Origin of the sequence: Reichenbachiella sp. (assembly GCF_039944555.1) — a bacterium.
Lineage (GTDB): Bacteria > Bacteroidota > Bacteroidia > Cytophagales > Cyclobacteriaceae > Reichenbachiella.
On record NZ_JBDUYN010000021.1, the window covers coordinates 80,848 to 97,122 of the forward strand.

10 protein-coding genes are annotated in these 16,275 nt (G+C 43.4%); 6 read left to right on the forward strand and 4 right to left on the reverse strand.

Annotation, left to right across the window (positions count from 1 at the left end; translation table 11 throughout):
• Positions 1 to 9 precede the first annotated feature (9 nt).
• From ABJD64_RS25330 to ABJD64_RS25345, 4 genes are all read right to left on the reverse strand, one after another.
• Entirely contained in the window at positions 10 to 522 is a 513-nt protein-coding gene (locus tag ABJD64_RS25330) for a hypothetical protein (protein ID WP_348208265.1), read from the reverse strand.
• Positions 523 to 535: 13 nt separating this feature from the next.
• The gene (locus tag ABJD64_RS25335; protein WP_348208266.1) at positions 536 to 877 is read right to left on the reverse strand and encodes a hypothetical protein; all 342 of its coding nucleotides are present in this window, start codon (positions 875 to 877) and stop codon (positions 536 to 538) included.
• Positions 870 to 1,400: a hypothetical protein gene (locus ABJD64_RS25340; protein WP_348208267.1), complete on the reverse strand. Its 531-nt coding sequence runs from the start codon at positions 1,398 to 1,400 to the stop codon at positions 870 to 872. The genes ABJD64_RS25335 and ABJD64_RS25340 overlap by 8 nt, the downstream gene beginning before the upstream one ends.
• Positions 1,401 to 1,698: 298 nt before the next feature.
• Entirely contained in the window at positions 1,699 to 2,043 is a 345-nt protein-coding gene (locus tag ABJD64_RS25345; RefSeq protein WP_348208268.1) for a helix-turn-helix domain-containing protein, read from the reverse strand.
• A gap of 593 nt (positions 2,044 to 2,636) precedes the next feature.
• Between ABJD64_RS25345 and ABJD64_RS25350 the strand changes: the two genes are divergently transcribed.
• The 6 genes from ABJD64_RS25350 (at position 2,637) to ABJD64_RS25375 (ending at position 16,251) form a co-directional block, all read left to right on the forward strand.
• The gene (locus tag ABJD64_RS25350; protein WP_348208269.1) at positions 2,637 to 6,050 is read left to right on the forward strand and encodes a hypothetical protein; all 3,414 of its coding nucleotides are present in this window, start codon (positions 2,637 to 2,639) and stop codon (positions 6,048 to 6,050) included.
• A gap of 21 nt (positions 6,051 to 6,071) precedes the next feature.
• Positions 6,072 to 6,749: a hypothetical protein gene (locus tag ABJD64_RS25355; protein WP_348208270.1), complete on the forward strand. Its 678-nt coding sequence runs from the start codon at positions 6,072 to 6,074 to the stop codon at positions 6,747 to 6,749.
• Positions 6,750 to 6,770: 21 nt separating this feature from the next.
• Positions 6,771 to 14,846, forward strand: coding sequence for a DUF6443 domain-containing protein (locus ABJD64_RS25360; protein WP_348208271.1), 8,076 nt, complete (start codon positions 6,771 to 6,773; stop codon positions 14,844 to 14,846).
• Positions 14,843 to 15,373: a hypothetical protein gene (locus ABJD64_RS25365; protein WP_348208272.1), complete on the forward strand. Its 531-nt coding sequence runs from the start codon at positions 14,843 to 14,845 to the stop codon at positions 15,371 to 15,373. The genes ABJD64_RS25360 and ABJD64_RS25365 overlap by 4 nt, the downstream gene beginning before the upstream one ends.
• Before the next feature lie 88 nt (positions 15,374 to 15,461).
• Entirely contained in the window at positions 15,462 to 15,674 is a 213-nt protein-coding gene (locus ABJD64_RS25370) for a hypothetical protein (protein WP_348208273.1), read from the forward strand.
• A 1-nt stretch (position 15,675) separates the two neighbouring features.
• Positions 15,676 to 16,251: a hypothetical protein gene (locus ABJD64_RS25375; protein ID WP_348208274.1), complete on the forward strand. Its 576-nt coding sequence runs from the start codon at positions 15,676 to 15,678 to the stop codon at positions 16,249 to 16,251.
• Positions 16,252 to 16,275: the final 24 nt, after the last annotated feature.

The following is a 16,275-nucleotide window of genomic DNA, read 5'->3' on the forward strand; positions in this document are numbered from 1 at the left end:
TCTCAAAAACTAGTAGCCGATGCTCTCCCAATTAAATCCCTCTTTCTGCAAATCAAGACTAGTGAAATCACGGTAAGTTTTGTAAAGTTCGGTCTGCTTTGATCCGATGTTGAATTTGTACCAGAGCATATGTGGTAGATACTCGATAATGGTAGCCACATTGATGAGATTTTTCATTTCCAGATACTTGATATCTGAGTCCTCATCACCCAACTCATCTACATTGAGAACAGAGTTCATGAGGAATTCTAGGTGGTACCTCTTTGACTTTACATCCGAAGCTATTTCTGCTATTTCTTTAATTCTATCAAATTGTTTCCGATCGATCAGTGTGATTACCTCTTGCAATGATTCTGGCTTCCTTTCAAAGTGTTGGTCTTCCATCATCTTGTAACGGAGTTTGAACGCTGTCAAAACATCAGCAATGTTTAATGTTAATCTCTGATCGCTTGACCTGAGGTGTTGCAGAGATACCGCATTCCGGAGCAGAAATTCATGGAGCATAAATGGGTTGTCAATCATGATCTAGAGTTATTTACCAAAGCTGCCCTTTTACGCTGAAAGCAAAGCAACCAAGTGCATTGCCTGGCTTTTCTACTTCCAGAAAGACTAACCCCCCTCGATTAAGAATTTGGACTGCTTCATTATTATCAACCACATCTTCCAAAATCTGCTTTGCTTCTGATGATTCGGTTGGAACGAAGTATACCAAGAATTTTGGAGTGTCATGCCCCTCTAAAAGGGTGTTGATTTTGTAAAACCCAAACCCCATCTGCTTGAACTCCTTCTCGATTTCCCATGTTCTTTCTTGATCTTGGCATATAAAGGTGATCCCACACTTAAACTGCCTTAGCTTGATTAAACCTGAATCATTCATATTGATATGTTATAGTTGACCAGTCAATAGATTCTTTGTTCATAGCTTCAATTAGTTCTTTCTGATGAGCTGAAAAACAAGCCTTTTCCAAAGCACCATGGAGATGCATGTTGAATTTTAGCCATAATATTTTCGGAAGATATTTGATGAGGATAAGAGCAGTATCGAGTTTATCTAACTCTAAAAACTGTGGGCTGGTGACATCTCCTTCTATCTTTTCAACACTTATCAGCCTGCGCATAACAAACTCAATGTCATATTCCTTAGACTTTATCTCCGAATCCTTCTTAAGACTATTGTAGAGTTCTCTGTAAGCTGATCTATCGATTAATGTAACATCATCATAGAGTGTCCTTGGATTGTAATCGTAAAACTGATCTTCAACCATCTTGTATTTCAGTTTAAAAGCTCGGATTAGTTCCTTGACCTCAATGGTTGTTTTAACACCTTGAGATTGTAAGTATTTAATTGACACTGCATTCTTCATCAGGAATTCTTGTAACAGGTAGGGGTCGTCTATCATGGGATATTTTATTTGCTTGAAATACAAAAAAAAACATCCCACTTCAAATGCTCCTAACAAGGTGTGTTAAGAGGCTGTTAAAGGCATAATTGCTTGTGAATCCTTTCTTGCCCTTTCCTTTAACTCAAGTATTTTTCTGGTGCTTTACTTTTCTTGAAATACAGTGAGTACAAGGAAAATATATTGTCTGGCTTTAAGGAGGTATGCTCTTGCTTTTTGATGTTCTTTTATTTCATTTGACTTCCTTAGATCAGTGCATTTCCTTTATATGCTTAGAAATAGCTTAAGGGGATAAAATTCATTTCCCTTTGCCCTCGATTCGCCTGAGACAGACCATGCAGTCACTTTCCTTGATATAAGTACGATTTCCCACTTTGACGAACCCTTCGAGCCTTCCATCTCGCTTATAGTTGTGCACAGATGCCTTTGAGCAACTAAGTAGGTTCGCAACTTCCTCAATGGTTAGTAGCTTGTCCTTCTCTTCCTTTTTGACTATTTCCAATCCTTCTAACCTGCGACTGATTGCTAGATTAACAGCATCATCTATCAGCTTGGCCAGCTGGAAGATGTTATAGGAAGTATGGATAGTTTTTGGGGCGTTAGAATATTTGGCTAGCTCCTTTTGATAGACTGTGTGATTCATAAAAGGCTTTTTTCTTATTTATTTCTGAAAAAGAGGCTTTTTTCGAAACGATCGAACTATCACTCGACCTCTTGTTTGAGAGGCAAAAAAAGCCCTTTCTGATACCAGAAAGGGCTTTTGAAGGTAATTATTCGTAGCCCCTAAGTTTCAAATATCGAACACCTTTCTTGAAGCTCTAAACGAGCTCTACAAGTTGAGCAATGTTATTCCCATACAAAACATTGCAGCGTAAGTGCTTGACTTTCAATTAATCGCTAATTCATCGAGGTGAGAGTAGTACTTACCTTATATCTATTGAACACTGATAAGAAGTAATATCTCTGAATCAGGTCATTATGGGATCTAGTTGACCCTTAACTTAACACGTTATTAATAAAAAAGTAAGGTTAGAAATAAGGGCGTTTTTTGGTATTTTAATTTTTCAAGCCTATTATTGGAAAACTTACAAACGTTTGAATTGAATTTTTGACTCGTTTGTAAGTACCAAAGAACCGAAATAAGTACACTACTACCTAACCGAACCACCAATGTTCAAACCGTGATGCTATGGTGTTTCCCATAAGGAAACCTATGCCATAATTCTACTATTCTTTTTGGCTCCTCTTTTATCACTTGCACAAACTGAGGATCCCACAAATTACATCCGAACAGACTTGATAAGTGCGTCACCAACAGCCCAGGAAATGGCTCGTTATGGTGATGTTCCGGTAACCCTCTATGCAGGTAAAACAAATCTTTCAATACCAATATTTGATTGTCCTGGGACAAACCTTTCACACCCGATAAGTCTGAATTATAACTACAGTGGCTTCAAACCAGCTCAGGAGGCAAGTTGGGTCGGACTCGGTTGGAACTTGAGCGTAGGAGGTGTCATTACAAGAACAGTCAAAGATAAACTGGATGATGACCCTGGAATTTCAACCGATACACTTTGGACTATTGTCTATGATGACCAAGGTGCTATTGAAGATACGATTATATCGCACCATTCTCCAAATCGCTATGAAAGCATTTATGATAGCCTCATAGCCAAGGCCAATGATGATTCCACCGGAAATGCTTTTCTGGATGATGCTGCAACCGGAAGTATCAGCTTCACCTATGATACTGAACCTGACATTTTCAATTTCAATATGCCGGGGTATTCCGGAAGGTTCATTATTCTCAATGACCAGTATTATTTTTTCCCACACAAGCGATTCAGTGTTACCGGAGGAGTAGCCTGGGGATTTTTTGAAATTACCACCGATGATGGGGTTAAATACAAATTTGATGTTAAGGAGACTACCAGTTTAAGAGGTACAGCCGGGGCTAACTACTCCATTCCAGATTATCACTCAAGCTACTACTTGTCTAAAATAACTCATCCAACAGGGGAAATTATCCGCCTTACCTACGCTGATGATGGTGATGTGGTTCAGTACGGAACAAGAACGCAGACCTTTCAGAAAACAACTGCAACCCATAGCTCAAAGATTTTTGACCCAAAGGTTTCTTATCCAACCGATGTTGAAGATACCTGGAGACTCGATTCTATCATTACTGACAAGTGTATTGTAGTTTTTGAACCAGGTAATACCAGAGCGGACATAAACGGCACACAGAAAGCTCTTGATGCCATTCATATCTACGACCATGAAGGGAGCCTGTTCAAAAGTTACGAGTTTAAGACTAGTTACTTTGGTTCAGGAGGTCATACATCAAGATACCTAAAATTGGATTGGGTTAAGGAGTTGGGAGCCAATGGAAACTATCTGGGCCAGGGATATGAGTTTGAATATGAAAACGAACAAGCCACATTTCCAAGTGCCACGACAGCCGCCATTGATCACTATGGATATCTGAATGGAAGTGGTTCCAGAACAGGACTCATACCTGATGAATATAGAGGGCAAGAAATTGGAGGAACAACCTTTGGTGTTGATAGAGAACCGAACTTCACCTATGCAAAATACGGTGCTCTAAGCAAAGTTGATTATCCGCTAGGAGGATGGTCAGAATTCGATTATGAACTTAACACTTTCTATCTGACCGAAAATCAAACTTCATATTCTTCAGACTCAGAGTATGATGGTCTTGAAAGAACAAATACCTCCACCACGGATGTAAGAACCTCAGTGGGTAAAGAGTTTTTCCTGACGCATGAACAGGAAATCACGATTTATGTGAGTCGCATTCCGAAGGTAAATCCATCTGCCAACAGCCTGGATGACATAGAAATATACGATTACAATTCTGAGTCATTTGACCCACTGGGAAGCCTTGTTTACAGCCACGACAATCACCCGACACGGAATGTGGATACAGTTACCACTACGTTACCTAAAGGAAAGTATCTATTTAAGACCGTCTTGGATGGGTCAGAGAATAACATAGATATTTCGGTAGAGTATAACAACGAAATCTATGTTCCCGAGCCTGGGCCAGGTATCAGAATTAAGCAAATAACTTCTAACCCAGACGGAGGTGAAGCAATCACCAAAAAGTTCACCTATGAGGATGAGTATGGGAAGCCTATGGGCTTGGTTGAAGGGCTTGCCTACGAGTATCGAGATTTCAGTGCTACCAATGACTCAGAAACAAAGTCATATACCAATATCAATTCTACATGCGGTATGGTACACCCTCCATCCCTTGAAATATTTTATAACAAGATCAATGAATATCAACTCGGTGCTTCTGATACACTGAAATCAACCTATGAATTTACAAAGTTGGAATCAGTGGGCTCGGTGTTCAATTTTCTAGGTGCTGAGCTTAAAGAAAAAAGAGATTTCTCCAGAATAAACGGAGTTTACAAACTCATCAAGAAGGTTGAGAACTCTTATCTGGTATGGACGAAAAACACCTTTATGGCCATTAAGCCGTACATGCAGGCGACTGTGGATCAAAGCTGGGCGGATTATTACGAGGACTTTACTTATGAGGCCTACAGTATTCAATCTCAGTGGTACTACCTCAACGAAGCAATAGAAACGAGTTATACTCCTGATGAAGAACCACTGGTTAGCTTAACGCAATTCTATCATGACGGAACAACCTATTTAAGAGGAAAAAGAAGCCTCCAATCTGATAGCTCCGAATATTTATGGTTCTTCAAATATCCCGAACATTACCAGGGGAGCACAGGAGCCATTGGCTTTGTGGCAAAGAATGCTGTGACCGAAAAAAGGGTGCTTAAGGACTCATTGCTGGTTGGAGGTATGATAACTGATTACTTGGCTGGAAATATTCCTCTGAGGTATTTTTTCCTTGAAACTGAGGATCCTGTACTTGACACAGCTACGCTCAACACGTGGTTACCTACATATACTCAGCAGGCACCTGACGACAGTCTATCAAATTTTCAGGATACGGTGACTTTTGAATACATGAAGAGTCCCAGGATTCAACTGGAATACGACCCTTCGGTCCACCATTTAACAGATCAATACAAATTGCCCGGTAGAAGTTTTATAGTTGACAGAACTGAATCATACCCCGGCTATGAGAATGATTCCCTTGAATATGAATCCCTTATTTGGGGTTATGAAGACAATTATCCGATTGCAAGGACTGTCAACGCGCCTAGTCATCTCACTTTTTACACTGGCTTTGAAGACAATAGCGGTTCAGTCGATACCAATTCAAAGACCGGTAACAAAGTTGGTTCAGCTACCTACTCTAATACCCTTACAGGCTTAAAGTCTGGAGATTACCTGCTGAGCTATTTTGAAAGGGTTAGCGGGGTATGGTACAGGGTGAGCAAAACAGTAACCGTATCGGGTACCTCTTATACCATAGATGACACTTACACAGATTCCCAGGCAGATGCCATTGATGACGTAAAATTCCACCCCGTGGATGCCCAGATGTCCACCTATACCTACAAACCACTCGTAGGACTCACAAGCTCGACCGACCCCACGGGACGGACGACATTCTTTTATTATGACGAATGGGGAAGGTTTTTATACTCCAAAGATCAGGAGGGTAATCTAACCCAATCAATAGAATATCACTATTAATCACTGCTAACCTTTCAAGCCATGAAAAATCTTATCAAACATACTTTTAGTCTCTTATTTATCATTGCATATACTTCCGTGTTACCCCAAATAAGTGGGCCCACTGTGGTTGCCGAAGGCACGACCCATTCATACACCATGGATCCGGCCCCACCATTTACAGCCAAATGGTATGTGACCTCCGGGGGATCGTTTGTCACCAAGAACTCATACTCAGCTACCCTCACCTGGACTTCATCAGGAACGATTGCAGTTAGAAATGGGCTCACAACTCTTGCCACCCTAAATGTTACTGTTGACAGTTTGCCAGATAGTTTGGCTTTTTCATCAATGATGTCTCGTTATCACGCTTATGCTCAGGAGGCAACTACTGACTACTCTTTTGATTTGGATAGCTCATGTCGAACAGGAGTACAATTACAATATGATGAAGGTAGTCATAGAATGATGGATCAGTGTACCTCTTTTACTATCGACGACACTTATATAGCCTCTCAGGCAGGTGCCATTGATAATTTAAAATTCCACACTGTGGATACTCAGATGTCCACCTATATTTACAAACCACTTGTAGGACTCACAAGCTCGACCGACCCCATGGGTCGGACGACATTCCTTTGTTATGATGAATGGGGAAGGTTTTTATATACCAAAGATCAGGAGGGTAATGCAACCCACTCAATAGAGTATCACTACTAATCACCGCTAACCTTCCAAACCATGAAAAGTAGTATCAAACATAGTTTTAGCCTCTTTTTAATCATTGCATATACTTCGGTGTTGGCCCAAATAAGTGGGCCGACTGTGGTTGCTACAGGTACCAGTCAGTCTTACTCAATGGATCCTGCACCACCATTTACAGCTAAATGGTATGTGACCTCAGGAGGATCGTTCGTTACCAAAAACTCCTACTCGGCAACAATTACCTGGACCTCATCGGGAACGATTACTGTTAAGGACGGATTTACGACAATTGCAACACTTAATGTGACTGTTGGTAGTGTACCTTCAGCACCTTCTGCTTCCAATCAAAGTCGCTGCGGAAGTGGTGCTGTAACGTTAACAGCTTCTGGGGCCCCTTCTGGAGGCAATTACAAATGGTATAGCTCATCAAGCGGAGGAAGTGCCTTACACACAGGAAGTAGCTACACTACGCCTTCATTGTCCTCGACCACTTCGTACTGGGTTTCTGCCGTAAGCTCAATAGGCCTTGAGAGTAACAGCCGTACGCAGGCACAGGCCATTATCAACACCATTCCCACCCAACCTTCTGCGAACGGAGCATCCAGATGTGGAACGGGTTCTGTGACTTTGACAGTGCAAAGTCCCAATCCACAATATGACTATTACTGGTACACAAGCTCCAGTGGAGGAAGCTCAGTGCATACAGGTAGCTCTTATTCTACGCCTTCAATCAGCTCAACTACTACTTACTATGTTTCAAGGAAAGATCAATGTGAGAGTAGCAGACGGTCGGTTACAGCCACCATTAATTCGGTACCATCAACACCGAGTACGCCAACCATTACCAATAATTGTGGGAGTACGGATCTGACCAGATCCTCACCACCCGGAGGTGTTACATGGTATTGGCAAAGCTCGTCATCCGGCACGAGTACCTCCAATTCTTCCACGACCATAAACAGAACGAGTGGAACTGTTTACTATTTAAGGGCACGAAATAATACTTCCGGATGTTGGAGTTCTTCTCGCACGGTTAATTATACCGTAAACCAGGTTCCTTCTACTCCAAGTGCGCCGACTGTTACAAACAATTGCGGCAGCACAAATTTAACCCGATCAAGCCCTCCTGGAGGTGTTACCTGGTATTGGCAGAGTACGTCATCCGGTACGAGCACGTCCAATTCTTCTGCTACAATTTCACTTTCCTCCGGAGTGGAATATTACCTGAGACCAAGGAATAATACTTCAGGATGTTGGGGAACCGCCCGACTAATTAATTATTCTGTCAATAGCTTGCCTTCGACCCCAAGCGCACCCACAGTTACCAATAATTGTGGTAGCACGGATTTGACCCGGTCAACTCCTCCGTCCGGTATTACCTGGTATTGGCAAAGTAGTTCTTCTGGAACGAGTACCTCAAATTCTTCTGCCACTATAAACAGGGAAAGTGGAACGGTTTATTACCTTAGGGCCAGAAACAATACCACCGGATGCAGGGGTACAGCCAGATCGGTCAATTACTCCATCAATGTTGTGCCGGGGTTACCATCTGCGCCAACTGTCACCAACAATTGTGGTAGCACAGATTTGACCAGATCAACCCCGCCAGCGGGAGTTACCTGGTACTGGCAAAGCAGCTCTTCCGGCACCAGTACATCCAACTCCTCAAGTACACTCAACAGAACCAGTGGTACAGTTTACTATTTGAGAGCGAGAAATAATACGTCCGGTTGCTGGAGCTCAGCCCGAACGGTTAACTATAGCATTGATCAGGTGCCATCAACACCAAGTGCAGCAACTGTTACGAATAATTGTGGCAGCACCGACCTGACCAGATCAATACCACCGGGAGGCATTACCTGGTACTGGCAAAGTAGTTCGTCCGGCACGAGCACTTCAAACTCATCGAGCACCATAAACAGGACAACAGGTACGGTTTATTATCTGCGAGCTCGGAACAATACGACGGGATGTTGGAGTTCAGCCCAAACGGTGAGTTATAGTATCGATCAGGTGCCTTCAGTACCAAGTGCACCAACTGTCACCAACAATTGTGGCAATACAGATTTAACCAGATCAACACCACCGGGAGGCATTACGTGGTATTGGCAAAGTACCGCAGGCGGTACCAGCACTTCCAATTCGTCAACTACTCTGAACAGAAACAGTGGCACTGTTTATTACATAAGGGCGAGAAACAACACCACGGGATGTTGGAGTTCAGCCCAGACGGTCAATTATAGCATCGATCAAATACCCTCTGTCCCAAGTACACCAACGGTCACCAATAATTGTGGCAGCACAGATTTGACCCGATCTACTCCTCCGGGAGGCATCACCTGGTATTGGCAGAGTAGCTCTTCCGGCACCAGTACATCCAACTCTTCGAGTACACTTAATCGAACCAGTGGCACTGTTTATTATTTGAGAGCCAGGAATAATACATCGGGTTGTTGGAGTTCAGCCCGAACAGTGAATTACAGTATCGATCAGGTGCCATCTGTACCAAGTGCGCCAATCGTTACCAATAATTGTGGCAGTACAGATTTAACAAGATCTACTCCTCCAGGCGGTATTACGTGGTACTGGCAAAGCAGCTCATCCGGCACCAGTACCTCAAACTCATCCACCTCGGTAAACAGGACAACCGGAACAACCTATTATTTAAGGGCAAGAGACAACACGACCGGTTGTTGGGGTGCTTCCAGAACGGTTAGTTACAGCATAGACCAGGTACCATCTGTCCCAAGCGCACCAACGATCACCAATAATTGTGGAAGCACTGACTTGACTAGATCGACTCCTCCAGGAGGCATCACCTGGTATTGGCAAAGCAGTTCCTCTGGTACGAGTACATCAAATTCATCCACCACAGTAAACAGGACAACCGGAACGACCTACTACTTGAGAGCAAAAAACAATACTACCGGTTGCTGGGGTGCGGCCCAGACTGTTAGCTACAGTATTGACCAAATTCCGGCGACTCCAGGTTTACCAACTGTTACCAATAATTGCGGCAGTACGGATTTGACAAGATCAACTCCTCCCGGGGGTATTACCTGGTACTGGCAAAGTAGTACTTCCGGGACAAGCACTTCAAACTCATCCACGACCCTTAACCGGACGAGTGGCACGGTTTATTACTTAAGAGCGCAAGACAATACCACAGGTTGTTGGAGTTCCGCGCAAACCATTAATTACAGCGTGGATGAGATACCTGCTGCACCCAGTACTCCAACGGTTACCAATAATTGCGGCAGTACAGACCTTACCATGTCAACTCCACCATTTGGTATCACCTGGTATTGGCAAAGCAGCTCGACAGGTGTGAGTACAACGAACTCATCGAGTACGGTCAATATGACCACCGGGACGCTATATTACTTGCGGGCACGCAATAATACCTCGGGCTGCTGGGGTGCTGCATCCAGTGTCAGCTATACGGTAAACGCACTTCCGTCCACACCATCCAACCCGGCTACCACCAACAACTGCGGAGAAACTACGCTTCAGGTTGATGCCGCGCCAACAGATGTTACCTGGTATTGGCAGAGTACAAGTACGGGTACCTCTACGACTAATTCAGGTGCGAGCTTCGACAGGTCATCAGGTACTACGTACTACGTGAGAGGTAAAGATGACATCACCGACTGTTGGGGGCCAGCACTTCAGGTGAACTATAGCGTAGATGCAATCCCTGCTCAACCTTCCACCGTTTCGGTAGAGAAGCGTTTCGGAAAATCCGTACTGATGCGAGGCACACCTGCACCGGAGCTGGACGAAACATGGTACTGGCAGGGTACCGATCCAAATGGAACAAGTACAACTAATTCCAATCAATATGACACAGTTACTGTGGCAGGTACATACTACCTGAGAAGTCAAACAACAGCCGGATGCTGGGGAGATGCCAGATCGGTGACGGTCACCATTGAAGCTGAGCCGGCAACAAGTCAAACAGGAGCCAGTGAGATAGCCATTGGTACCTCGTCAGAATTAAGTCTGACAACTGCTTATGATACCTACTCCTGGAAAAAGGACGGTACCGAGGTAAGCACAGCTGCCAGTTACACGGTCCGCGCATCCGGCAGCTATACCGTAACTGTTACAAAGACCGGAGTATCAGACTCGTTTACGTCTGATCCGGTAGTCTTTACCGGGTTTGGGGGTTTTGGCTCACAAAACCATATCATCAGCTCTACGATCACTCAGTCGGGAGTGACAAACAATGATGACGTGATCGACCTTAGCGCAGCAGCCAGAAGGATCAATGTAGCCTATTATGATGGATTGGGCAGACCGATTCAGCAAGTTGCCGTGGCTCAGTCACCATTGGGTAGGGATATCATTCAAATAGCTGATTACGACGATCTGGGTCGTGAGCCAATCAAATACCTGCCTTATGTGAGCAATGAACAAGGTGCTTGCTTCCATACCAATGCCATTGCCGAGCAGCTGGCGTTTTACAGCGCTACGGGGGATGATATTGTCAATGACGATGATCCCTACTCCGTCACCATCATAGAAGAATCCCCACTTGGTAGAGTCCTCAAGCAAGGAGCTCCGGGTACGAGCTGGCAGCCAACCGCAGACCCTGAAGACAGCACAGATCATGTGGTTCGCTTTGCTTACCGTCACAACACCTCAGATGACTCTGTGAAGCTGTGGAAGATAAGCAGCGGCATGCCGGTCTATGTCGATATATACGATGCGGGTACTTTGATGAAAGATGTCACCATGGACGAAAACAACAGCCGCCTGGATGTCTATAAAGACAAGATGGGCCGAGTCATCTCGCGTAGGGTATATGACAGTGATGCCACATGGGTGGAGACGCAGTATATCTATGATGTGTTTGGCCGGTTGCGTTTTGTATTACAGCCCAATCTTTCAGCCGAGCTGAATGAAGATGACAGCCCAAGTCAGGATCAGATCGACACGCTGACCTTCCAGTATAACTATGATAAGCGCCACCGCATGGTGGAAAAGAGAGTGCCCGGCGCAGGATGGGTTTATACCGTCTATGATATTTGGGACAGACCAGTGCTCACACAGGACAGTGAGCAGCGCACCAAAAACCAGTGGCTCTTTTCTACCTACGATGCGCTTAATCGGCCTGCCATGACGGGTATCCTGGAAGACGATTCACCAAGAGATTCCCTGCAGCTACATCTTGATAGCTTGGTGGGTCGCTACATCACAAGGACAGACACGGTTTACAGTGCCACGGCTTATCCATTTGAGCATATCGGGGAAGGCACGCTGATAGACACGCTCACCTTCTCGTTTTATGATACTTATGATGGACTGCCCGACAGCCTGGCCCATAAAATACCGGACGATTTCACCAGTGCCTATGCTGCTGTGGATAGCACACAGGCCATAGGCAAGCCTGTAGCCACCAAAACAAGTATTGTAGGCTCTGACAAATTCTTGTGGACAGCCAATTTTTACAACTTCCGGGGTGAGTCCTTACAGACCGTAGCAGAAAACCATCTTGGCGGAAGGGACAGGATCACGACAGAAACTGATTTTATCGGTCAGGTACTCAAAACCCGCAGGGAACACACCACCGAAAATGATACTGTCAACATCTTCGAGCGTTTTGAATACGACAATGCCGGAAGGTTAGTCAAACACAAACATCATATTACCGATACGGTGGTGCTGACACACAATAACTACAACGAGCTGGGTGAGTTAAAAGAGAAAAATATAGGTGATGAGCTACAGTCTATCGACTATCAGTACAACATCCGCGGATGGATGACCAAAATGAACAATGGCAGTGCGCTCGATGATGCCAGCGATATGTTTGGCATGGAGCTGCAATATGATGCGGCCGGGGAGTACAACGGCAACATAGGCAAGATGATCTGGAAGTCTCCCTATGGCGCAGGAGCTGCCGGTGAGGAGCAAACCTTTGACTACAGCTATGACCAACTCAACAGGCTCACTGAGGCCGACTACAACCTGGGGAAAGCCACCGAAGGCTATTTCAGCGTAACGGGCATCAGCTATGATCTTAACGGCAATATCCTTACCCTCAATAGGTGGATGGATAATGTAAGAATTGATAGCCTCGTTTATTCCTATGCAGGGAATCAACTCACTGAGGTGGATGAACTGAGTGCGACCAGCGAGGAGAAGGGCTTTAAAAATGGAGCCGATGGTGAGGGAGAATATACCTATGATAGCAACGGCAACATGTCAAAAGACATGAACAAAAGCATAACCGATGTGGAATACAACTACATGAACATGCCTACCAAGGTTAAGTTTCTCAATGGTGACTCGCTGGTTTATACCTACAATGCCGGGGGCGTGAAACTGAGAAAGACTTTTTATTATGAGGAAGACACCACTGACAGGATCAGCACCACGGATTACATTGGAGGCATGATCTATGAAGGTGAAGGATTGGACTCCACACGTCTGCAAATCATCCCTCATGCTGAAGGGCGGGTGCTTCTCAAAGAACTAACGACCGGCAAAGCTTACGATCACCAATACCATCTCAAAGACCATCTGGGTAATACAAGAGTGACTGTGAGAAGCAAAAATGAAAGCTATGTGGCCAATGAGGATTTTGAAGGAGGCGATAATGGATTTTACAAGTTACATCATCATCCAAATTGGAACGCGACCCCAGGTGGGAGTATGTCCGAATGGCTGGCGAAAGACTCGGTGGGTGCATTCTACATGTTGAAAATAGGAAAAGATGATACGCTACATCTCAGCGTAAAAGCTCATTATGACAGTTTGCCTACTGGCACGACCGCCAGTGCAAATTTCTTCCAATATGTATTCGGTGCATTTGGTCAGACCGGCCTGGGAGGCAGCCTTCCGGAGGGTGTGGAGGCAAACTCAAGCGCATTTGAGACAGCCATGGGTTCTACTGGTGGCATGAGTGGCAAAGACAATAGTACATCTGCACCACGGGCATACCTCAACTATATTATCTTTGATACTGAAATGAATTATGTATCGGCAGGATTTAAGCAAATATCTTCCGCTGCGGAAGGTTCAACCGAGGTGGTTCAAATTATGGATATAATTGGAACAGAACCAGGGTACCTGTTGACGTATTTGTCAAATGAAAATGAAGAAGAGTTTCACGTGCACTTCGATGATTTTGCGATCTATCATGGCATGAGCAACGTGGCTCAGATAGATGACTATTATCCCTTCGGTTTAACCTTTAACTCCTACTATGGAGGTGTGGAAAACAAGTACCGCTACAACGGCAAAGAGCAGCAGAAGGAAACAGGCTGGTACGATTACCTGGCTCGGCAATATGATCCAAGTATAGGTCGCTTCACATCCGTTGACCCTGCTGCTGATGTGATGCGCAGGTACAGCACTTATGCTTATGCCTTTGATAACCCGATCAGGTATATAGATCCGGATGGGATGGCGCCAGCTCCTGCACCTCTCGGGGTAAGTGAAGGTTTATGGCATAGCTCTACAAGAAAAGCTGGTGGTTCTACGGGTCGAACTTATAAAACATCATCGGATAGCGGTGAAAGTTTGATAAGTAAAGATGATCAAGGAGAAGGTAAACAAACAGGTAATGGGAATGATCAGCAAGGAGATAGAGGCAGTCAGCAAGGGGATAAGAAGAGTTCTGATAATAATCAACAAAAAGAGGAAAGTATAACAGGACTCATTGAGGGTACTGACCAGAAGTTGAGAGGGATGGAGTTTGATGATGAAGATCAACAGCCTAAACATCCTGGAACCATAGATATTGAAAATTCCAATGATGAAATTATAAAACATTTAATGAAAGGTTTGAAATATCACATTGCCACAGGTACGAAAATCGATCTAAAAGAACTTTTTGAGAATATTGATGGTCTGAATCGCGCAGGCTCTCACTTTATGGGATTTGGGAATTATAAAATTGGTGATGAAACAATCAAAATCTATTTTCAGGTACCCCATCACGATGATCACTTGAGAAGTGGTGGTACCTTTGACCCATACTCATATCAAGACAAATACAGAAATAATGATACCCGCTTAAATATAAGATGGGGAGACTCGGGAATACTTATTTCTGTTCCAGTTGAATATGATAATGCAATAAGAAATGAATTAGGAATATGAGAGGTACAAAAATTTTTATAACACTATGGATGCTGGTATATGCATACGCCTGTGATGCGCAAATAAGTGATGACGAAAGAATAATTAGAAATTTAAATAAGTTAATTGACCCAAATATGCCTGGGGCAACTAATCTATCCTTACTAGAAACTTGTAAAAGGGTTGAAGGATATTTTGTTTTTATGGGTTATTTGAAATCTCAAACGAAATCGGGCTATCAAACAATGCATCATGATTATATTATTTTGAATTCAGGTGTTCAATTAAATACTTTGTATAAAAACTGCACGAATGCCGAAACTCTTCTGTATCCATCTGTTTTGGCTGGAATGTTCGATGTTTACCTTTCCGATTCTGAAAGTGGCGAAATCCTAGGAAGAATGAAAAAGGGTTATGATATTAAAATTGATGAGGGTGCACATTTTAAGGAATATTTGAATTCGATAGACGGGAATGAGTTTAATAACAATTTTCTTACGCGATTACCTTTGATCATACTTATGTTATATGAGTTGGATAATAGATGATTAGGTAATCCCCCATTCCCGCCATGTTTTACATGGTGGTGTAAGAAAAGAGCCTCCTTTAGTGAGGGATCTAAAGAAGAGAAAAGATTTGAAAATAATAATTAATATACGAACGCCGCAAGGTGCACATGATAATGCTACTGACGATCCTCCTTATCCCTATGAAGATGTTCTCAGAGATCGAGCAAACACTTTAAAGAGAGAATTAGAAGATATGGGATTGGATGAGGATCAATTAGAAATCCACAATGAGTTTGATCAAGAAAGGCAAACTATAAAATTTAAGATAAAAAAGAAATAGTATGTTCTCTATCAGTCTTATGTTGTTTATTAAGTTGACCATCGGGACTTATCAGCCCCCTGATTCTTGCAGGTATATTTATTGGAATGATGACTTAGAAATTGGGGTGGAAGCATTCAAGGGTTTAACAGGTTCTATTCCTTTCGATAATGAGGGGTTTAAAGCCGTTTCAAAAACCGAAATTATTATCAAAACCTACTCATCGGATGACACTATTGGATTCAAGGTTATCAATAGGTTTGACCAAGAAGAATCTTGGATAGCGGATAAGACTGGGATTTCCAGTACATTATTAAGTCATGAACGGTTTCATTTCAACATATCCGAGGTATACGCCAGGAAAATAAGAAAATATCTCAATGATTGGGTTCATAATTGTGAAGACTATTCCTCAACTGGTTACATGAATGGCGTAAATATGTTATTCGAAGAACGGAATAAAAGACAGCATAAGTATGATTTAGAAACTGGACACGGAACTAACTATGAGCAACAAAAGAAATGGGAAAGTACAGTTATATCTGAATTGAATATCTTAAGTGATTTTAAATCTGACGTAGGAAAGTGTCTAGAATAATCCTCTGTGCTCAGCCATGTTTCC